Source organism: Aeromonas simiae (genome assembly GCF_000820125.1).
In the GTDB taxonomy this organism is placed as follows: domain Bacteria; phylum Pseudomonadota; class Gammaproteobacteria; order Enterobacterales; family Aeromonadaceae; genus Aeromonas; species Aeromonas simiae.
Map to the genome: position 1 here is coordinate 11,077 of NZ_CDBY01000041.1, position 18,529 is coordinate 29,605.

Genomic DNA, 18,529 nt, shown 5'->3' on the forward strand with positions numbered 1-18,529 from the left:
TGTGCGGGTGTGCGGGTGTGAAAAAATGCAGGAAAAAGAAAAGCCGGGCAAGCCCGGCTTTTTCTATCTTACTCAGCAGCTGCTTCAGCAGCTGCCGGGCGGTCTACCAGCTCGATGTAAGCCATCGGAGCGTTGTCACCGGCACGGAACCCGCACTTCAGGATGCGAGTATAACCACCGGCGCGCTCTTGGTAGCGCTTGCCCAGTTCGTTGAACAGTTTTGCCACGACTTCGTTATCACGAGTGCGGGCGAATGCCAGACGACGGTTAGCAACGCTATCAGTCTTGGCAAGGGTGATCAGCGGTTCAACTACACGACGCAGCTCTTTTGCCTTCGGCAGAGTCGTCTTGATGATCTCATGACGAACCAGGGAGCTGGCCATGTTGCGGAACATAGCCTGACGATGGCTGCTGTTCCGGTTCAGTTGACGACCACTCAAACGATGGCGCATGACCTTATCCTTCTAACTAAATCTGTGAACCCGTAATCTGGATTTACTCGTCAGCGATGCTGGCGGGCGGCCAGTTCTCAAGGCGCATGCCCAGAGACAGACCACGGGAGGCCAACACGTCCTTGATCTCAGTCAGGGACTTCTTACCGAGGTTCGGAGTCTTAAGCAACTCGACTTCGGTACGCTGTACCAGATCACCAATATAGTGGATAGCTTCTGCCTTAAGACAGTTCGCGGAACGAACTGTCAGCTCCAAATCATCGACAGGACGCAGCAGAATCGGATCGAACTCGGGTTTTTCTTCCTTCTTCTCGGGCACGCTTACGTCACGCAGGTCGACGAAGGCTTCCAGCTGTTCTGCCAGGATAGTGGCGGAACGACGGATAGCCTCTTCCGGATCCAGAGTGCCGTTGGTCTCCATTTCGATGACCAGCTTGTCCAAGTCGGTACGCTGTTCCACACGAGCCGCTTCTACGTTGTAGGCGATACGAACGATCGGGCTGAACGCGGAGTCCAGCAGCAAACGACCAATCGGGCGCTCTTCATCGTCATTGTGGACGCGGGCGGAAGCGGGCACGTAACCACGACCACGCTGGATCTTCAGGCGCATGCTGATTTCAGCATTTGCACTGGTCAGGTGGCAGATTACGTGCTCCGGGTTTACGATCTCGACTTCATCACCGTGAGTGATATCACCTGCGGTAACGGGGCCTGTTCCAGACTTGGTCAGGGACAGAGTAACCTCGTCCTTGCCTTCCAGCTTCACAGCGATGCCTTTCAGGTTCAGCAGGATTTCGAGAACGTCTTCCTGAACACCTTCCTTGCTGCTGTACTCATGCAGAACACCATCGATTTCAACTTCAGTGACTGCACAACCGGGCATAGAAGAAAGCAAAATACGACGCAGGGCATTACCCAGCGTGTGACCAAAGCCACGCTCAAGCGGCTCAAGAGTCACTTTTGCGTGAGTCGGGCTAACTTGCTCAATATCAACTAGCCGCGGCTTAAGAAAATCTGTTACAGAACCCAGCATTGTGTCCTCTCTTAGAAGCTAGCTTTACTTGGAGTAAAGCTCGACGATCAGCTGTTCGTTAATGTCGGCAGACAGGTCGGAACGCTCCGGCAGGCGCTTGAAGGCACCTTCCATCTTGGCAGCGTCAACCTCTACCCAAGTCGGCTTTTCGCGCTGAGCAGCGATTTCAAGAGCAGCCTTGATACGAGCCTGCTTCTTGGCCTTCTCACGAACAGAGACCACGTCCTCAGGGGAAACCTGGAAAGAAGGAATGTTCACAACGCGGCCGTTGACCATGATGGACTTGTGGCTAACCAGCTGACGTGCTTCAGCACGAGTGGCGCCGAAGCCCATGCGATAAACGACGTTGTCCAGACGACCTTCCAGCAGCTGCAACAGGTTTTCACCGGTGTTCCCCTTTTGACGGGAAGCATTGCGGTAGTAGTTGCGGAACTGTTTTTCCAAAATGCCGTAAATACGGCGAACTTTTTGCTTCTCGCGCAGTTGAACACCGTAGTCGGACAGGCGCGCTTTACGAGCACCATGTTGACCCGGAGCGGTGTCAATCTTGCACTTAGAATCAATCGCACGAACACCAGACTTCAGGAAAAGGTCGGTGCCCTCACGACGGCTAAGCTTAAGCTTAGGACCGATATATCTTGCCATCTTCTTTCTCCAACAATCCTAGACCAAGTAGCGAAACGCGTTACACGCGGCGCTTCTTGGGAGGACGACAACCGTTGTGCGGGATCGGAGTCACATCAGTGATGTTCGTGATGCGGAAACCAGCCGCGTTCAGAGCGCGGATGGAAGACTCACGACCGGGACCCGGACCCTTGACCATGACTTCCAGGTTCTTCAGGCCATATTCTTTGGCCATCTCACCGGCACGCTCAGCTGCAACCTGGGCAGCGAACGGGGTGGACTTACGAGAACCACGGAAACCAGAACCACCAGAAGTGGCCCAAGACAGAGCATTGCCCTGACGGTCAGTGATAGTCACGATTGTGTTGTTGAAAGAGGCGTGTACGTGTGCGATACCGTCGCTCACTTGCTTTTTAACGCGCTTGCGAGCACGAGTCGGAGTTTTAGCCATTTTCTACCTTCCCGTTACTTCTTGATAGCCTTGCGCGGACCCTTACGGGTACGTGCGTTGGTCTTGGTGCGCTGACCACGAACAGGCAGGCTACGACGGTGACGCAAACCACGGTAGCAACCCAGGTCCATCAAGCGCTTGATGTTCATAGAAATCTGACGACGCAGGTCACCTTCTACAGTGTACTTACCTACTTGCTCGCGCAGAGTCTCTACCTGAGCTTCATCCAGGTCTTTAATTTTTACATTCTCAGCGATACCGGCTGCGGCACAGATGGCCTTGGAGCGGGTACGACCGATGCCATAAATCGCAGTCAAAGCGATGACTGCATGCTTATGGTCAGGAATGTTAATGCCAGCGATACGGGCCACTATTCACTCCTACATAAAGTAGATTACGACCACCACAAAGCCCGTGAGCGGATACGTGGCGGTCAACCATTACACAACAAAAGTTGGCTGGCTATCTTAGCCAGCTCAACTATTTGTTGCAAGTACTAACCGTAACTTAATTAGCCTTGGCGTTGCTTATGCTTAGGCTCGCTGCAAATCACACGCACCACACCGTGACGCTTGATGATTTTGCAGTTACGGCAGATTGCCTTAACGGAAGCACGAACTTTCATTGCTTAACTCCGTAACTACGCCGACCTTAGCGGCCGTAGCCCTTCAGGTTGGCCTTCCTCAGGACATCACCATACTGATGAGACATCATATGGGTCTGAACCTGAGCCATGAAGTCCATGATAACTACCACGATAATCAGCAGCGAGGTGCCACCGAAATAGAACTGTACGTTCCAGGCAGTCATCAAGAACTGCGGTACCAGACAGATAAAGGTTATATACAGTGCACCGGCAAGAGTCAGGCGAGTCATAACCTTATCGATGTAACGTGCTGTCTGCTCGCCCGGGCGGATCCCCGGGATAAAGGCTCCACTCTTCTTCAGGTTGTCTGCTGTCTCACGCGGATTAAACACCAGCGCAGTATAGAAGAAACAGAAGAAGATAATGGCTGCTGCATACAGCATCTCATACAAGGGCTGACCCGGCTGCAGAACCATAGAGATCTGCTGCAGGACATCGGCAACCTTGCCCTCACCCTGACCAAACCAAGAGGTAATGGTCCCCGGGAAGAGGATGATACTGGATGCGAAAATCGCAGGAATCACACCAGCCATATTAACTTTCAACGGCAGGTGCGTGCTTTGCGCTGCAAATACCTGACGGCCCTGTTGACGCTTTGCGTAGTTGACGACGATACGACGCTGACCACGCTCCACAAAGACCACAAAGTAAGTTACAGCGAAAACAATCAAGCCCAGCAACAGCAACAGCAGGATGTGCAATTCCCCTTGACGTGCCTGTTCGGCCGTAGCGCCAATGGCATGAGGCAGCCCAGCAACGATACCCGTGAAAATAATCAACGAGATACCATTACCAATGCCACGCTCCGTAATCTGCTCACCCAACCACATCAAGAACATGGTTCCGGTGACCAGACTCACAACCGCTGTGAAATAGAAACCGAAGCCCGGATTAGTCACGAGCCCCTGCATCATATTCGGCAAGCCGGTTGCAATACCAATGGCCTGGAAAGTTCCCAATACCAACGTACCCCAGCGCGTATATTGGCTGATCTTGCGGCGCCCCGACTCACCCTCTTTCTTGAGTTCAGCAAGAGTAGGATGAACCACGGTCAACAACTGGATGATGATCGATGCCGAAATATACGGCATGATCCCCAGCGCAAGAATAGAGGCACGGGCAAGTGCACCACCACTGAACATGTTGAACATCTCAATGATGGTGCCCTTCTGTTGCTGGAACAGTTCGGCCAGTACGGCGGCGTCAATACCAGGAATCGGCACATAAGAGCCTGCGCGGAATACGATAATCGCTCCGAGAACGAAGAGCAGACGGCTCTTCAGCTCACTCAGACCACCCTGTGCCTTAACATCCAATCCTGGTTTCTTAGCCATTGTACTGATTATTCCTCGATTTTGCCGCCAGCGGCCTCGATGGCTGCACGTGCACCCTTGGTGACGGGCAGACCACGAACGGTTACAGCACGGTCAATGTTGCCAGACAGGACAACCTTAACAAACTCGATGTTCTTAGTAACAACACCAGCTTGCTTCAGGGTGCTCAGATCGACCACATCACCCTCTACCTTGGCGATCTCGTTCAGGCGAACCTCGGCAGAAACCAGAGACTTGCGAGAAGTGAAACCGAACTTCGGCAGACGGATTTTCAGCGGCATCTGACCGCCTTCATAACCGCGACGGACCTTGCCACCACCGGAACGGGAGGTCTGGCCCTTAACACCACGACCACCAGTCTTACCCAGACCAGAGCCGATACCACGACCGCGACGAGCCTTCTCAGGCTTAGAGCCAGCGGCCGGAGACAGAGTGTTCAGACGCATGCTTAGCCCTCCACCTTAACCATGTAGTACACCTGGTTGATCATACCGCGAACGCAAGGAGTGTCCTCCAGCTCAACGGTGTGACCGATGCGACGCAGACCCAGGCCACGCAGAGTAGCCTTATGCTTGGGCAAGCGGCCGATAGAGCTGCGGGTTTGAGTTACTTTTACAGTCTTGTTAGCCATGTCGCATTACCCCAGAATTTCTTCAACGCGCAGACCACGCTTCGCAGCGATCTGTTCCGGAGATTGACCGTGAACCAGAGCGTCTACAGTGGCGCGAACCACGTTGATCGGGTTAGTGGAACCGTAGGTCTTGGCCAGCACGTTGTGAACACCAGCAACTTCCAGAACGGCACGCATGGCACCGCCAGCGATGATACCAGTACCTTCATAAGCCGGCTTCATGAATACGGTGGAACCAGAGTGGATACCCTTCACCGGGTGGTGCAGAGTGCCATTGTTCAGTTCTACCTTCTTCAGGTTGCGCTTGGCCTGTTCCATTGCCTTTTGAATGGCAGCCGGAACTTCACGGGCCTTACCGTAACCGTAACCTACACGGCCGTTGCCATCACCCACTACGGTCAGTGCGGTGAAGGACATGATACGACCACCCTTAACAGTTTTCGAAACACGGTTTACCGCAATGAGCTTCTCGTGCAGTTCACCGGCTTGAGATTCGATTTTAGCCATCTTCGACTCCTACCTTAGAACTGCAGACCAGCGTCACGAGCAGCGGTAGCCAGAGCGGCTACACGACCGTGATACTTGAAACCGGAACGGTCAAAAGACACGTTCTGTACGCCCTTGGCGATGGCGCGCTCGGCGATAGCTTTACCTACAACGGCGGCCGCGTCGGCGTTACCGGTGTATTTGATGCTCTCGCTGATAGCCTTCTCTACAGTGGAAGCAGAGGCCAGGACTTCGGAACCGTTGGCTGCAATAACCTGCGCGTAGATATGACGCGGAGTACGGTGAACAACCAGACGAGTCGCACCCAGTTCCTGCATCTTCTTACGTGCACGAGTAGCACGACGGAGACGAGCTGCTTTCTTGTCCATAGTGTTACCTTACTTCTTCTTAGCTTCTTTAGTACGCACCTGCTCATTGGCATAGCGTACACCCTTGCCCTTGTAGGGCTCCGGAGCGCGGTAAGCACGGATATCCGCGGCAACTTGGCCGATCACCTGCTTGTCAACGCCACGCAGAACGATCTCGGTCTGGGACGGGCATTCAGCGGTGATACCAGCCGGAAGAGCATGCTCAACCGGGTGGGAGAAGCCCAGCGCCAGCGCAACAGCATTGCCCTTGACGGAGGCACGATAGCCTACGCCAACCAGCTGCAGCTTGCGCTCGAAGCCTTGGGTAACACCGATGACCATGTTGTTGACCAGGGCGCGAGCAGTACCAGCTTGAGCATTGGCACCGGCAAAGCCGGCACGCGGAGCAAACTTCAGTACGCCTTCTTCCTTGGTCACTTCAACAGCCGCGTTGATGGAACGAACCAGAGAGCCCTTGGAACCTTTTACGGTCAGCTCTTGGCCATTCAGAGTCACCTCTACGCCGGCAGGAATCGCGACGGGTGCCTTAGCAACACGAGACATTTCCTACCTCCTTAAGCGACGTAGCAGATGATCTCACCGCCCATGCCAGCCTTACGAGCAGCACGGTCAGTCATCACACCTTTCGAAGTGGACACAACAGCTATACCCAGACCACCCATAACTTTCGGCAGATCAGAGGTACGCTTGTAAATACGCAGGCCGGGACGGCTTACGCGTTGGATCAGTTCTACAACCGGCTGGCCTTGGAAATACTTAAGTTCGATTTCCAGTTCCGGCTTCACGTCACCAGCTACTTTGTAGCCAGTGATGTAACCTTCTTCTTTCAGCACTTCGGCAATCGCTACCTTCAGCTTGGAAGAGGGCATGGAAACCGCAACTTTGCTAGCCGCCTGACCGTTACGGATGCGGGTCAGCATATCCGCGATCGGATCTTGCATGCTCATAGTTTAACTCCCGAGATTCTTTACCAAGAGGCCTTTTTCAGGCCCGGAATTTCACCCTTCATGGCATGCTCACGCACCTTGATGCGGCACAGGCCAAATTTGCGCAGGAAACCGTGCGGACGGCCAGTAATGGCACAACGGTTACGCTGGCGGGTCGGGCTGGAATCACGGGGCAGCTGTTGCAGCTTCAGAACAGCATCCCAACGCGCTTCGTCAGAAGCATTCATATCTACGATGAGAGCTTTCAGCTCGGCACGCTTGGTAGCGTACTTGGCTGCCAGCTTGGCACGCTTCGCGTCGCGTGCTTTCATGGAAAGTTTTGCCATAACCCTACACCTTACTTGCGGAACGGGAAGTTAAAGGCAGCCAGCAGAGCACGGCCTTCATCATCGGTTTGCGCGGAGGTGGTGATGGTGATATCCAGACCACGAACGCGATCGACCTTGTCATAGTCGATTTCCGGGAAGATGATCTGCTCACGCACACCCATGGAGTAGTTACCACGGCCATCGAACGACTTAGCGTTCAGACCACGGAAGTCACGGACACGGGGTACAGCGATAGAGATCAGGCGCTCCAGGAACTCCCACATACGCTCGCCACGCAGGGTTACTTTGCAACCTATCGGGTAGCCTTCACGAATCTTGAAGCCCGCAACGGATTTACGAGCTTTGGTGACCAGCGGCTTCTGACCGGAAATGGCTGCCAAATCGGCAACGGCATTTTCCAGCAGTTTTTTATCAGCAATCGCTTCACCAACACCCATGTTCAGGGTGATTTTCTCGATCCGAGGGACTTGCATGATAGTCTTGTAACCGAACTGCTTACTCAGTTCATTTACTACATTTGCTTTGTAGTAATCATGCAGTTTCGCCATCGTTAAACTCCAATTACTTCACAAGTTCGCCGGTGGATTTGAAAACACGCACTTTCTTGCCGTCTTCAATCCGGAAACCTACGCGGTCAGCCTTGCCAGAGGCAGAGTTGAACAGCGCTACGTTAGATACGTGGATCGGGGCTTCTTTGGTTACGATGCCACCGGCCTGACCCAGAGCGGGTACCGGCTTTTGGTGCTTCTTAACCAAGTTGATGCCTTCCACAACGACCTTACCTTCAGAGGCCAGGACTTGAGTGACTTTGCCACGCTTGCCCTTGTCTTTGCCGGTCAGGACGATTACTTCGTCTTCGCGACGGATTTTAGCTGCCATCGTTCGACTCCTTACAGTACTTCAGGTGCCAGGGACACAATCTTCATGAACTTTTCATTACGCAGTTCACGAGTCACCGGGCCAAAAATACGAGTACCGATCGGCTGCTGGTTGTTGTTAAGCAACACAGCCGCGTTATTGTCGAAACGGATGACAGAGCCGTCCGGACGACGAACGCCTTTACGGGTGCGTACGACCACCGCGTTGTACACATCACCTTTCTTCACTTTACCGCGAGGAATGGCTTCTTTGATAGAAACCTTGATGATGTCGCCGATGCCGGCGTAACGGCGGTGCGAACCACCCAGAACCTTAATACACATTACGCTGCGTGCGCCGGAGTTATCGGCAACATCCAGCATACTTTGCATCTGGATCATCTTAGTGCTCCGCTTTGTTTACTTCTTATCCCTCTCGGGATCTGGCTGCCTTTGAAAGGCGCGAAACTATAACACAGGTATTTTCGAAAAGGTAGCCTAAAAAACAAACGGCCCCACCAGGGGCCGTTTGGGCTAGCAAGAACCTAAATTAGGCCTTTTCTACAATACCAACCAGGGTCCAGGACTTGGTCTTGGACAGCGGACGGCACTCGCGGATTTCCACGAGGTCGCCAGCCTTGCACTCGTTGTTTTCATCGTGTACGTGCAGCTTGGTAGTGCGCTTGATGATCTTACCGTAGATCGGGTGCTTTACCTTGCGCTCGATAGCCACAGTGATGGACTTGTCCATCTTGTCGCTGATTACACGACCCTGCAGAGTACGGATCTTGTCAGTCATTACGCACCTGCCTTCTGAGTCAGTACAGTCTTGATGCGCGCGATGTCGCGACGCACTTGTTTCAGAGTGTGAGTCTGAGCCAGTTGACCGGTGGAGGCTTGCATACGCAGGTTGAACTGCTCACGCAGCTTAGCCAGCAGTTCCTGGTTCAGCTCTTCGACGCTCTTTTCGCGCAGATCTTGTGCTTTCATCACATCACCGTCCGAGTTACGAAAGTGGTCTGAACAGACAGCTTGGCTGCGGCCAGGGCGAACGCTTCGCGTGCCAGAGCCTCAGGAACACCGTCCATCTCGTACAGGACTTTGCCCGGCTGGATCTGAGCGACCCAGTATTCCACGTTACCCTTACCTTTACCCATACGAACTTCGAGGGGCTTTTCGGTGATGGGCTTGTCCGGGAACACACGGATCCAGATCTTGCCTTGACGCTTAACGTGACGAGTCATAGCACGACGAGCTGCTTCGATTTGACGGGCAGTCAGACGGCCACGAGTGGTCGCTTTCAGGCCAAAGGAACCGAAGGAAACTTCGTTACCAGAGGTGGCCATACCGCGGTTACGACCCTTATGGATCTTGCGGAATTTAGTACGCTTAGGTTGCAACATTTACCGAATCTCCTTACTTACCGCGGCGTTTGTTTTCGCGCTTGGGCTTTGCAGGAGCTTGCTCTTGAGCAGCGGCGGCGTTAACGGCAGCCAGACCACCCAGAACTTCACCCTTGAAGATCCAAACCTTAACGCCGATCACACCGTAGGTGGTGTGGGCTTCAGAAGTTGCATAGTCGATGTCGGCACGCAGGGTGTGCAGGGGCACACGACCTTCACGGTACCATTCGGTACGCGCGATTTCAGCGCCGCCCAGACGACCGGAAACTTCCACCTTGATGCCCTTGGCACCCAAACGCATGGCGTTCTGTACGGCGCGCTTCATGGCGCGACGGAACATTACACGGCGTTCCAGCTGGGAAGTGATGCTGTCGGCAACGAGTTTGCCATCCAGCTCCGGCTTGCGGACTTCGGAAATGTTGATCTGAGCAGGCACGCCAGCGATAGCGGCAACAGCCTTGCGCAGTTTCTCAACGTCTTCACCCTTCTTGCCGATCACGACACCCGGACGAGCGGTGTGAATGGTCACACGGATGCTCTTGGCCGGACGCTCGATGGTGATCTTGGACAGAGAAGCGTTCTTCAGTTCCTTAGTGAGGAACTGGCGTACTTGGAAATCGCTGTACAGGTTGTCAGCGAAGTCTTTGGAGTTCGCGTACCAGGTAGAATTCCAAGGCTTGGTAATACCCAGGCGAATGCCATTAGGATGAACTTTCTGACCCATTGCTTATCTCCCAGCCTTAGCGTCGGATACCACTACAGTGATGTGAGCGGTACGCTTCAGGATACGATCCGCGCGACCTTTAGCACGAGGACGGATGCGCTTCATGGTCGGACCTTCGTCAACCATGATGGTGGCAACACGCAGTGCATCAATGTCGGCACCTTCGTTGTGCTCGGCGTTAGCAATGGCAGATTCCAGCACCTTCTTCACCAGCACAGCAGCCTTTTTCGGGCTGAAAGCCAGGATGTTCAGAGCCTTGTCTACCGGCAGACCACGTACTTGATCAGCGACCAGGCGAGCCTTCTGTGCAGAAGTACGGGCGAAACGGTGTTTAGCGATAGCTTCCATCATTTACCCCTTAGCGCTTCTTGGCCTTCTTATCAGCGGCATGACCGCGATAAGTACGAGTCGGTGCGAATTCACCCAGCTTGTGACCGATCATTTCTTCGGTAACAAACACAGGTACGTGCTGACGACCATTATGGACAGCGATGGTCAAACCGATCATGTTCGGGATGATCATTGAACGACGGGACCAGGTCTTAACCGGTTTTTTATCCCCGCTTTCCACCGCTTTCTCTACCTTCTTCAGCAAGTGCAGGTCAATAAATGGACCCTTCTTGAGAGAACGTGGCATGGTGATTCCTCTAAATTAACAATTACTTGTTACGACGACGTACGATGTACTTGTCGGTGCGCTTGTTCTTACGGGTCTTGAAGCCCTTGGCCTTCTGGCCCCAAGGAGATACCGGCTGGATACCCTTGTTGCGACCTTCACCACCACCATGCGGGTGGTCGACCGGGTTCATCGCCATACCGCGAACGGTCGGACGAATACCACGCCAGCGGTTGGCACCAGCCTTACCCAGTTGACGCAGCATGTGCTCGGCATTGCCGACTTCGCCGATGGTGGCACGGCACTCAGACAGCACCTTACGTACTTCGCCGGAGCGCAGACGCAGGGTGACGTAGTTGCCTTCACGAGCCAGGATCTGAACGAAAGCACCAGCAGAACGAGCCAGCTGAGCGCCCTTGCCCGGCTTCATCTCAACGGCGTGTACGGTAGTACCAACCGGGATGTTGCGCATCGGCAGGGTGTTGCCCACCTTGATGGCGGCGTCGGAACCGGAGGCGATGGCGTCGCCAGCCTTCAGACCCTTCGGAGCCAGGATGTAACGACGCTCACCGTCTGCATACAGCACCAGGGCGATGTTAGCGGTACGGTTCGGGTCGTATTCCAGACGCTCAACCTTGGCAGGGATACCGTCTTTGTTGCGCTTGAAGTCAACGATACGGTAGTGCTGCTTGTGGCCACCACCGATATGACGGGTGGTGATGCGGCCGTTGTTGTTACGACCACCACTCTTTTCTTTCTTGTCCAGCAGGGCTGCGAAGGGCTTACCCTTGTACAGATCCTGGTTGACGATCTTGACGACGTGGCGGCGGCCCGGAGAAGTAGGCTTGCACTTAACGATTGCCATTTTTCAGAACTCCTCTTACTCGGCTGCGCCCATGAAGTCGATGTCCTGACCAGCTTTCAGGGTCACATAAGCCTTTTTCCAATCGGAACGACGGCCTACGCGCGCACCAGTGCGCTTGGTCTTACCCTTCATGTTCAGGGTACGGACGGTCTCAACTTCAACCTCGAACAGTTTCGCAACTGCGGCTTTGATTTCCGCCTTGGTAGCGTCGGTAGCAACCTTGAACACGATAGTGTTCTGGTGCTCGGCGACCATGGTGCTCTTTTCAGAGATGTGCGGAGCCTTCAGAACTTTCAGCAGACGCTCTTCACGGATCATGCCAGCATCTCCTCGATTTGCTTAACTGCGTCAGCAGTCATCAGAACCTTGTCGAAAGCGATCAGGCTGACCGGGTCGATACCGGCAACATCACGCACGTCGACCTTGTACAGGTTGCGAGCAGCCAGGAACAGGTTCTCATCGACTTCAGCGGTCACGATCAGAACGTCGGACAGTTCCATCTCTTTCAGCTTGGCGGTCAGAGCCTTGGTCTTCGGTGCGTCGATAGCGAACTTCTCGACCACGATCAGACGGTCCTGACGGACCAGCTCGGACAGGATGCTGCGGATTGCGCCGCGGTACATCTTCTTGTTGACCTTCTGGCTGTGATCTTGCGGCTTAGCAGCAAAAGTCACACCACCGGAACGCCAAATCGGGGAGCGGATAGAGCCAGCACGGGCACGACCGGTACCCTTCTGACGCCACGGCTTCTTGCCGCCGCCAGACACTTCGGAGCGAGTCAGCTGCGCACGGGTACCCTGACGAGCACCAGCTGCGTAGGCAACGACGACCTGGTGAACCAGGGCTTCGTTGAATTCACGCCCGAAGGTAGTTTCGGAAACTTGAAGAGCGCTCTGGGCGTCTTTCATTACCAATTCCATTACTATCTCCTCAGACGTTACGCTTTGACGGCGGGTTTAACGATCACGTCAGCGTTGGTAGCACCCGGAACTGCGCCTTTGACCAGCAGCAGGTTGCGTTCAACGTCGACGCGGACCAGTTCCAGGTTCTGAGTGGTTACACGCTCATTGCCCAGATGGCCAGCCATCTTTTTGCCCTTGAATACGCGGCCCGGGGTCTGGTTTTGACCGATGGAGCCAGGTACACGGTGGGACAGGGAGTTACCGTGGGTCATATCCTGGGTGCGGAAGTTCCAGCGCTTAACAGTACCGGCGAAGCCCTTACCCTTGGAAGTACCGGTAACGTCTACCAGCTTAACTTCAGAGAAGATGTCAACCTTCAGCTCGCTGCCAACGGTGAAAGTGTCACCGTCGTTCAGGCGGAATTCCCACAGACCGCGGCCGGCTTCAACACCAGCTTTGGCAAAGTGGCCAGCTTCCGGCTTGGTTACACGGCTGGCTTTCTTGGCGCCAGTGGTAACCTGGATAGCGTTGTAGCCGTCGGTTTCAACAGACTTGACCTGAGTTACACGGTTAGCTTCAACTTCGATAACGGTCACGGGGATAGAAACGCCATCTTCGGTGAAGATGCGGGTCATACCCACTTTGCGACCTACAAGACCGATTGTCATTGTTATCAACCCCTTTCCGTAATTAACCCAGGCTGATCTGCACGTCGACACCAGCAGCCAGATCCAGACGCATCAGGGCGTCAACGGTCTTGTCAGTCGGCTCGACGATATCAACCAGACGCTTGTGAGTACGAATTTCGTACTGGTCACGAGCATCTTTGTTTACGTGCGGAGAGATCAGCACGGTGAAGCGCTCTTTGCGAGTCGGCAGCGGGATCGGACCGCGTACCTGGGCGCCAGTGCGCTTGGCAGTTTCTACGATTTCCGCGGTGGATTGATCGATCAGACGATGATCGAAAGCCTTCAGGCGGATACGGATTCTTTGGTTCTGCATGGACCAGAGCTCCAAGAGTATATAAAGAACATAAATCAACACCGCCCGACCGAGATTACTCCCGCCAGAGGTGTGATTTTTAACGTTTCCTCCACAGATCGGGAGGACTGTATGGCCGAATATCTCGGCAGACGAACCTAGGTTCGGCTCTCCTCGAGGGAGAGCGCAGAGGATTATACCGATTTTCAGCGAGGGTGCAACCGGGCAAGTACAGATATTGTGCAGTTTTGTTCCCGCTGCTGACGACCTGCCAACTCTGTTAGACTGCCGGCTCCGCGCAGGAATCACACGGATGGCTATTCCCCCATGAAAGATCAGAAAAAGGCCTACCTGTTCGCCCTGGCGACCGTAGCCATGTGGTCGACCGTCGCCACCGCCTTCAAGCTCTCGCTACAGTACTTCCAGCCGGTACAACTGCTGCTGGTCGCGGCCTGTACCTCGGCACTGGCCCTGCTGGGCATCGTCGCTCGTCAGGGCAAGCTGGCCCTGCTTTGGCAGTACCTGAAGGCGCGCCCCTTCTATTACTTGGCCCTCGGCACCCTCAACCCTTTCCTCTATTACCTGCTGCTGTTCAAGGCCTATGATCTGCTGCCCGCTCAGCAGGCACAGACCCTCAACTACACCTGGGCCATCACCCTCTCCCTGCTGGCGGTCCCCTTCCTCGGTCAGACACTGCGCCGCCGCGACGGCGTCGCCATCGTGCTCGGCTACTTCGGTGCCCTGGTGATCGCCACCAAGGGGGATCTCTTCGGCCTGCAGTTCGACAGCCCGCTCGGGGTCACGCTGGCGCTCGGTTCAACCCTGATCTGGGCCGGCTACTGGATCCTCAACACCCGCAACCAGGGCGATCCCGTGGTCAGCCTGCTGCTCGGCTTTCTCATCAGTATTCCCTGGATCGTGCTGGCCACCGCCCTGCTGGCCGATTTCCATATGACCGCCTGGCAGGGGTGGGTGGGCGCCATCTATGTGGGGCTGTTCGAGATGGGGTTTGCCTTCGTGCTCTGGCTGCTGGCACTGCGCCACGCCACCAACACGGCCCCCATCAGCAACCTCATCTTCATCTCACCGTTTGCCTCCCTGCTGCTGCTACGCCTGCTGGTCGGAGAGGAGATCCACCCCGCCACCCCGGTGGGGCTGACGCTCATCATCGCCGCCCTGCTGATCCAGCAGCTCAGGTATGGCAAGCGCTATCGCAAGGTCGTCCGCGATGGCGAGCCCGGTTGAGCTGGCTCCCGACTACTACCTCGGCAACTTCCGCCTGCTGCTGGGGTGGGTCGAGGAGCGCTATGGCGATCTGCTCATCGCCGAGGAGCGGGGCTGGCTGACGCGCTTTGCCTCCCTCTCCCACCCGGTGGCCTGCCTGCTGGTGCGCCTGCTTTCACGCAAGGGAGAGTGGTTTCGCGCCGACAAGCTGCACTACCCCGAGATAGGCGCACTGCCGCTCGATGAACTGGCCGACGCCGGCTTTATCCGGCTCGCCACCCCCTCCTGGCCCGAACTCGGTCTCCTGCTCACCAAGCCCGAGCTACACGCCCTCGCCCCCGAGCAACCCCGCAGCGCCCGCAAGGAGCAGTTGCTGGCGCGTCTCACCGAGGCGCCACTCCCAGCCCTTGCCTTTCGCACCTTGCAGGTCGCAGAACGCCCCCTGCTCGAGCGCTTCCTGCTGCTGTTTTTCGGCAACCGGGAGCAGAGCCTCACCGAGTTTGTGTTGCTCGATCTCGGCCACTACCGCTACGAGCCCTACCCCATCGGCGCCGACGATCGCCTGTTCCAGAGCCGTGCCCAGCTCGATGCCAGGCTTGCCCTCGACCAGTGGCACGACGCCTGGCAACAGGCTCGCGAGGCACAGGGGCCGGCGGCGGCCAGCGAATGGCAGGCGACACTGCCCGCCGAACCGCAATGGCCTGCCCTGCAAGGGCGCCACGAGCGACTGCGCCTCGCGCTGGCCCGGGATCTGGAACGCGCCGGCGAACCCGCTGCCGCCCTCGCCCTCTACCGCACCTGCCAGCGCCCCCCGGCGCGGGAGCGGCAGGTGCGCCTGCTGCTGGAGGCAGGCGATCTCGGCGCAGCCGAGACCTTACTCCACGCCATGCTGGCCGCTCCGCTCGATGAAGAGGAGCGCGAGGTCAGCCGGCCGCTCGCCGACAAACTGGCACGCCAGCGCGGGCACAAGGTGGCGCGCCACCGTCACCCCACGCCCCCCACCTGGCACCTCACCCTGCCCGACTGGCCGGGCCGGGTTGAAGAGGCCACCCTCGAGGCCCTCGCCGCCGAGGGGTGGCAGGGCTTTTGGTGTGAAAATGCCCTCATCAACGGCCTGTTCGGCCTCGCCTTCTGGGAGATCATCTTCAGCCCCCAGCCCGGCGTCTTCTTCAACCGCTACCAACGCGCGCCGGCCGACATGTTCTCGGCCAACTTCATGCAGCGGCGCTGGGCGCAGTTCGACGCGAGGTGGCAAGAACTGGCCGCCCCGGCAAGCTGGCCCGCCCTGCTCGATCGCTATGACGAAAAGCTGGGCACCCTCAACGCCTGGGTCGAGTGGGAGCGGCTGCCACGCGCGCTGCTGGAGCAGGCGCTGACCACCATTCCCCTCGCCCAGCGGCTGGCCATGCTGGAGCGGCTCAGCTTCGATCTGCGCGGCAACCGCAGCGGCCAACCCGATCTGGCCCTGTTCAGGGAGGGAGAGTATTGCCTGGTCGAGGTGAAGGGGCCGGGCGACGAGCTGCAATCCCACCAGCGCCGCTGGTTGCAGCACTTTGCCGCCTGCGACATTCCCCATGCGCTGGCACGCATCACCCGGCAGGAATAAATCAGCTGGCGGCTCAGCAAGTTAGTCTCTAGCGGGCTTTTTGAACAAAAAGTGGCCTGAACCCTGCAACCGTTCGAGGGTTACTTCCTCAGAGGATCGAGGCCATGTCCATCACCGCTCTGCTCCCTCTCGCCTCACTGGCGCTCAAGCTCGGTGGCGCCTTGCTGTCGAGCCACACCGAGTCCCCCAAGGCCGCCCCGCGCGCCGAAAGCAATGAGCGCGCCCTGGCGCCCACCCTGCAAGGGTTGTTTCGCCGGCTCGGCGCCAGCAACCCCAACGACGAGGGGCAACAGGGCGCCATCGAGCAGTTCATGACCCAACTGATGGCGGGGCTTAAAAACCTGGCCCCGGAGCAATCGCTGCAAGGGGCGGTCAGCACCCTGCAACAGCAGCTGGCCAGCGGCAGCGCAGGCGCCGAAGGCGAGGCGTTGCAGCAGGCCTACTCCAGCCTCAAGAGCCAGCTCAACCTGAGCCCGGCCGATCTCGGCGCCTTTCTCGATGCCTTTGCCACCACCCTGCCGCGCGGTCGTGGCGAGGGGATCGGCGGCCTGCTCGCCACCCGGGCCTGAATAAAAAAAGGCGGCAACCCGAGAGTTGCCGCCACCACGTCGCTAAAACAGAGTAGGGATCAGCCGCGTCCGGCCAACAGGGCCTCGGCCGCCGCCAGGGCCGCCGCGATCTGCTGCGGTGCCACGCCCCCCTTGGCAACCCGCTTGGCCAGGGTCGCCTCCAGCTCCAGGTTCGGATAGACATCCGCCGCGATGAGCGGGCTAAAGCGGGCGAACTCGTCCAGGCTCAGCCCCTCCAGCGGTTTTTGCACCCCGATGGCGTAGACCACGGCCTCACCGACGATGTGGTGCGCCTCGCGAAACGGTATGCCCTTGGCCACCAGGTAGTCGGCCAGCTCGGTCGCGTTGGCGTAGCCACCCTGGGCAGCCGCCTTGGTACGCTCGCCGTTGACCTTGAGATCGACCAGCACCAGCGCCGCCATGTCCAGGCAGTCATGCCAGGTATCGAGGGCGTCGAACAACCCCTCTTTATCCTCTTGCATGTCCTTGTTGTAGGCCAGCGGCAGCGCCTTGAGGGTCATCAGCATGGCCATCTGGGCACCGACCACCCGGCCGGCCTTGCCACGGATCAGCTCCAGCGCATCCGGGTTCTTCTTCTGCGGCATCAGGGAGGAGCCCGAGGTGACCGCATCGGAGAGTTCGAGGAACCCCGCCTCACCGGTGTTGTAGAAGATGAGATCTTCGGCCAGACGCGACAGGTGGGCCATGGAGAGCGAGGCCACGTGCATCAGCTCGACCACGTGATCCCGATCCGAGACCGAGTCCAGGCTGTTGCGGGTCGCCCCGGCAAAGCCGAGATCGCGGGCCAGCGCCTCCCGATCGATGGCATACGCAGTGCCCGCCAGGGCACCACAGCCGAGCGGGCTGGTATCGAGACGCTTGAGGGCGTCCTGCAACCGGCTATAGTCCCGCTCCAGCATCTCCACATAGGCCAGTGCCCAGTGGCTGAAGGTGACCGGCTGGGCCCGCTGCAAGTGGGTGTAGCCGGGCAGCACGGTGTGCTGATGCGCCCGGGCACAACCGACCAGCCCCTGTTGCAGGGCGGTAATGGAGGCGAGCAGCAGCTCCCCTTGCGCCTTGCACCAGAGCTTCAGATCGGTGGCGACCTGATCGTTACGGGAACGCCCGGTGTGCAGCTTCTTACCGAGATCGCCGACCGCCGCGATGAGCTTGCCCTCGACCCAGGAGTGGATGTCTTCGGCATCCGAGCTCAGGATCTGCTGCGGGTCCTGCTGCACCGAGGCCAGCAGAGTTTCCATCGCCTGTTGCAGGCTGGCCTGCTCGGCGGCGGTCAGCACCCCTACCTTGACCAGGGCGCGGGCCCAGGCCATGGAGCCCTGGATGTCCTGCTCCGCCAGGCGGTAATCGAAGCGCAGTGAATCGTTGAACTGCTTGAATCTTGCGTCCGCGCCCTGACTAAAGCGCCCACCCCAAAGTGCCATCTCGTTACTCCTTACGTC

Annotated in this window: 32 protein-coding genes; 3 read left to right on the forward strand and 29 right to left on the reverse strand. The window is 57.2% G+C overall.

All coding sequences use genetic code 11. The features are described 5' to 3' along the window. Positions 1-68: 68 nt before the first annotated feature. The 28 genes from rplQ to rpsJ form a co-directional block, all read right to left on the reverse strand. On the reverse strand, positions 69-452 hold the full coding sequence (gene rplQ, locus BN1134_RS07030) for a 50S ribosomal protein L17 (protein ID WP_005350112.1): 384 nt from the start codon (positions 450-452) through the stop codon (positions 69-71). Between the two features lie 43 nt (positions 453-495). Further along, entirely contained in the window at positions 496-1,485 is a 990-nt protein-coding gene (locus BN1134_RS07035; protein WP_042046206.1) for a DNA-directed RNA polymerase subunit alpha, read from the reverse strand. A gap of 24 nt (positions 1,486-1,509) precedes the next feature. Then, positions 1,510-2,130 carry a 30S ribosomal protein S4 gene (gene rpsD, locus BN1134_RS07040; protein ID WP_042046207.1) on the reverse strand — a complete coding sequence of 207 codons (621 nt, stop codon included), beginning with the start codon at positions 2,128-2,130 and terminating at the stop codon, positions 1,510-1,512. Positions 2,131-2,170: 40 nt separating this feature from the next. After that, entirely contained in the window at positions 2,171-2,560 is a 390-nt protein-coding gene (gene rpsK / locus BN1134_RS07045) for a 30S ribosomal protein S11 (RefSeq protein ID WP_042046208.1), read from the reverse strand. A 14-nt stretch (positions 2,561-2,574) separates the two neighbouring features. Continuing rightward, positions 2,575-2,931: a 30S ribosomal protein S13 gene (gene rpsM / locus BN1134_RS07050; RefSeq protein WP_042046209.1), complete on the reverse strand. Its 357-nt coding sequence runs from the start codon at positions 2,929-2,931 to the stop codon at positions 2,575-2,577. Positions 2,932-3,071: 140 nt separating this feature from the next. Continuing rightward, a complete protein-coding gene (gene rpmJ / locus BN1134_RS19200) occupies positions 3,072-3,185 on the reverse strand; it encodes a 50S ribosomal protein L36 (protein WP_005319705.1) in 114 nt (37 codons plus the stop codon). A gap of 26 nt (positions 3,186-3,211) precedes the next feature. Beyond that, positions 3,212-4,540: a preprotein translocase subunit SecY gene (secY, locus tag BN1134_RS07055; protein WP_042046210.1), complete on the reverse strand. Its 1,329-nt coding sequence runs from the start codon at positions 4,538-4,540 to the stop codon at positions 3,212-3,214. A gap of 8 nt (positions 4,541-4,548) precedes the next feature. Continuing rightward, complete coding sequence (rplO, locus tag BN1134_RS07060) at positions 4,549-4,986, reverse strand: 50S ribosomal protein L15 (protein ID WP_042046211.1); 438 nt, start codon at positions 4,984-4,986, stop codon at positions 4,549-4,551. A 2-nt stretch (positions 4,987-4,988) separates the two neighbouring features. Beyond that, positions 4,989-5,171, reverse strand: coding sequence for a 50S ribosomal protein L30 (gene rpmD / locus BN1134_RS07065; protein ID WP_005350132.1), 183 nt, complete (start codon positions 5,169-5,171; stop codon positions 4,989-4,991). 6 nt (positions 5,172-5,177) lie between these two features. After that, a complete protein-coding gene (gene rpsE / locus BN1134_RS07070; RefSeq protein WP_042046213.1) occupies positions 5,178-5,678 on the reverse strand; it encodes a 30S ribosomal protein S5 in 501 nt (166 codons plus the stop codon). A gap of 14 nt (positions 5,679-5,692) precedes the next feature. After that, complete coding sequence (rplR, locus tag BN1134_RS07075) at positions 5,693-6,046, reverse strand: 50S ribosomal protein L18 (protein ID WP_042046214.1); 354 nt, start codon at positions 6,044-6,046, stop codon at positions 5,693-5,695. A 9-nt stretch (positions 6,047-6,055) separates the two neighbouring features. Then, complete coding sequence (gene rplF / locus BN1134_RS07080; protein WP_042046216.1) at positions 6,056-6,589, reverse strand: 50S ribosomal protein L6; 534 nt, start codon at positions 6,587-6,589, stop codon at positions 6,056-6,058. Positions 6,590-6,600: 11 nt separating this feature from the next. Beyond that, complete coding sequence (gene rpsH, locus BN1134_RS07085) at positions 6,601-6,993, reverse strand: 30S ribosomal protein S8 (RefSeq protein WP_042046218.1); 393 nt, start codon at positions 6,991-6,993, stop codon at positions 6,601-6,603. 20 nt (positions 6,994-7,013) lie between these two features. Continuing rightward, positions 7,014-7,319, reverse strand: a complete 306-nt coding sequence (rpsN, locus tag BN1134_RS07090) for a 30S ribosomal protein S14 (RefSeq protein ID WP_042046219.1) — start codon at positions 7,317-7,319, stop codon at positions 7,014-7,016. Between the two features lie 11 nt (positions 7,320-7,330). Beyond that, positions 7,331-7,870: a 50S ribosomal protein L5 gene (rplE, locus tag BN1134_RS07095; RefSeq protein WP_042046221.1), complete on the reverse strand. Its 540-nt coding sequence runs from the start codon at positions 7,868-7,870 to the stop codon at positions 7,331-7,333. Positions 7,871-7,883: 13 nt separating this feature from the next. Next, the gene (rplX, locus tag BN1134_RS07100; protein ID WP_042046222.1) at positions 7,884-8,201 is read right to left on the reverse strand and encodes a 50S ribosomal protein L24; all 318 of its coding nucleotides are present in this window, start codon (positions 8,199-8,201) and stop codon (positions 7,884-7,886) included. An 11-nt stretch (positions 8,202-8,212) separates the two neighbouring features. Next, positions 8,213-8,581 (reverse strand): 50S ribosomal protein L14, encoded by a 369-nt coding sequence (gene rplN, locus BN1134_RS07105; RefSeq protein WP_042046223.1) that lies wholly within the window; start codon positions 8,579-8,581, stop codon positions 8,213-8,215. 148 nt (positions 8,582-8,729) lie between these two features. Further along, a complete protein-coding gene (rpsQ, locus tag BN1134_RS07110) occupies positions 8,730-8,978 on the reverse strand; it encodes a 30S ribosomal protein S17 (protein WP_042046225.1) in 249 nt (82 codons plus the stop codon). After that, positions 8,978-9,169 (reverse strand): 50S ribosomal protein L29, encoded by a 192-nt coding sequence (gene rpmC, locus BN1134_RS07115; protein WP_042046227.1) that lies wholly within the window; start codon positions 9,167-9,169, stop codon positions 8,978-8,980. Before rpmC ends, rpsQ begins: the two co-directional genes overlap by 1 nt. Continuing rightward, positions 9,169-9,582: a 50S ribosomal protein L16 gene (gene rplP, locus BN1134_RS07120; RefSeq protein WP_005350161.1), complete on the reverse strand. Its 414-nt coding sequence runs from the start codon at positions 9,580-9,582 to the stop codon at positions 9,169-9,171. The genes rpmC and rplP overlap by 1 nt, the downstream gene beginning before the upstream one ends. A gap of 13 nt (positions 9,583-9,595) precedes the next feature. Continuing rightward, positions 9,596-10,306: a 30S ribosomal protein S3 gene (rpsC, locus tag BN1134_RS07125; protein WP_042046228.1), complete on the reverse strand. Its 711-nt coding sequence runs from the start codon at positions 10,304-10,306 to the stop codon at positions 9,596-9,598. A 3-nt stretch (positions 10,307-10,309) separates the two neighbouring features. Beyond that, positions 10,310-10,654, reverse strand: coding sequence for a 50S ribosomal protein L22 (gene rplV, locus BN1134_RS07130; protein ID WP_005350163.1), 345 nt, complete (start codon positions 10,652-10,654; stop codon positions 10,310-10,312). A gap of 10 nt (positions 10,655-10,664) precedes the next feature. Further along, a complete protein-coding gene (gene rpsS, locus BN1134_RS07135; RefSeq protein WP_005307960.1) occupies positions 10,665-10,943 on the reverse strand; it encodes a 30S ribosomal protein S19 in 279 nt (92 codons plus the stop codon). Between the two features lie 22 nt (positions 10,944-10,965). Then, positions 10,966-11,787 carry a 50S ribosomal protein L2 gene (rplB, locus tag BN1134_RS07140; RefSeq protein ID WP_042046229.1) on the reverse strand — a complete coding sequence of 274 codons (822 nt, stop codon included), beginning with the start codon at positions 11,785-11,787 and terminating at the stop codon, positions 10,966-10,968. A 15-nt stretch (positions 11,788-11,802) separates the two neighbouring features. Beyond that, positions 11,803-12,105 (reverse strand): 50S ribosomal protein L23, encoded by a 303-nt coding sequence (rplW, locus tag BN1134_RS07145; RefSeq protein ID WP_005350165.1) that lies wholly within the window; start codon positions 12,103-12,105, stop codon positions 11,803-11,805. Then, the gene (gene rplD / locus BN1134_RS07150) at positions 12,102-12,707 is read right to left on the reverse strand and encodes a 50S ribosomal protein L4 (protein ID WP_042046230.1); all 606 of its coding nucleotides are present in this window, start codon (positions 12,705-12,707) and stop codon (positions 12,102-12,104) included. Before rplD ends, rplW begins: the two co-directional genes overlap by 4 nt. 17 nt (positions 12,708-12,724) lie before the next feature. Further along, entirely contained in the window at positions 12,725-13,357 is a 633-nt protein-coding gene (gene rplC, locus BN1134_RS07155; RefSeq protein ID WP_042046232.1) for a 50S ribosomal protein L3, read from the reverse strand. A 22-nt stretch (positions 13,358-13,379) separates the two neighbouring features. Then, complete coding sequence (rpsJ, locus tag BN1134_RS07160; RefSeq protein WP_005307944.1) at positions 13,380-13,691, reverse strand: 30S ribosomal protein S10; 312 nt, start codon at positions 13,689-13,691, stop codon at positions 13,380-13,382. Between the two features lie 306 nt (positions 13,692-13,997). Between rpsJ and BN1134_RS07165 the strand changes: the two genes are divergently transcribed. The 3 genes from BN1134_RS07165 to BN1134_RS07175 all read left to right on the forward strand — a co-directional run bounded on the left by BN1134_RS07165 (position 13,998) and on the right by BN1134_RS07175 (position 17,069). Continuing rightward, a complete protein-coding gene (locus tag BN1134_RS07165; RefSeq protein WP_042046233.1) occupies positions 13,998-14,915 on the forward strand; it encodes a DMT family transporter in 918 nt (305 codons plus the stop codon). Continuing rightward, the gene (locus tag BN1134_RS07170) at positions 14,899-16,500 is read left to right on the forward strand and encodes a VRR-NUC domain-containing protein (RefSeq protein ID WP_042046235.1); all 1,602 of its coding nucleotides are present in this window, start codon (positions 14,899-14,901) and stop codon (positions 16,498-16,500) included. The genes BN1134_RS07165 and BN1134_RS07170 overlap by 17 nt, the downstream gene beginning before the upstream one ends. Before the next feature lie 104 nt (positions 16,501-16,604). Continuing rightward, entirely contained in the window at positions 16,605-17,069 is a 465-nt protein-coding gene (locus tag BN1134_RS07175) for a hypothetical protein (protein WP_042046236.1), read from the forward strand. Positions 17,070-17,128: 59 nt separating this feature from the next. Here the strand turns inward: BN1134_RS07175 and argH are convergent, their stop codons facing one another. Then, positions 17,129-18,511 (reverse strand): argininosuccinate lyase, encoded by a 1,383-nt coding sequence (gene argH, locus BN1134_RS07180; RefSeq protein ID WP_042046237.1) that lies wholly within the window; start codon positions 18,509-18,511, stop codon positions 17,129-17,131. Between the last annotated feature and the right edge of the window lie 18 nt (positions 18,512-18,529).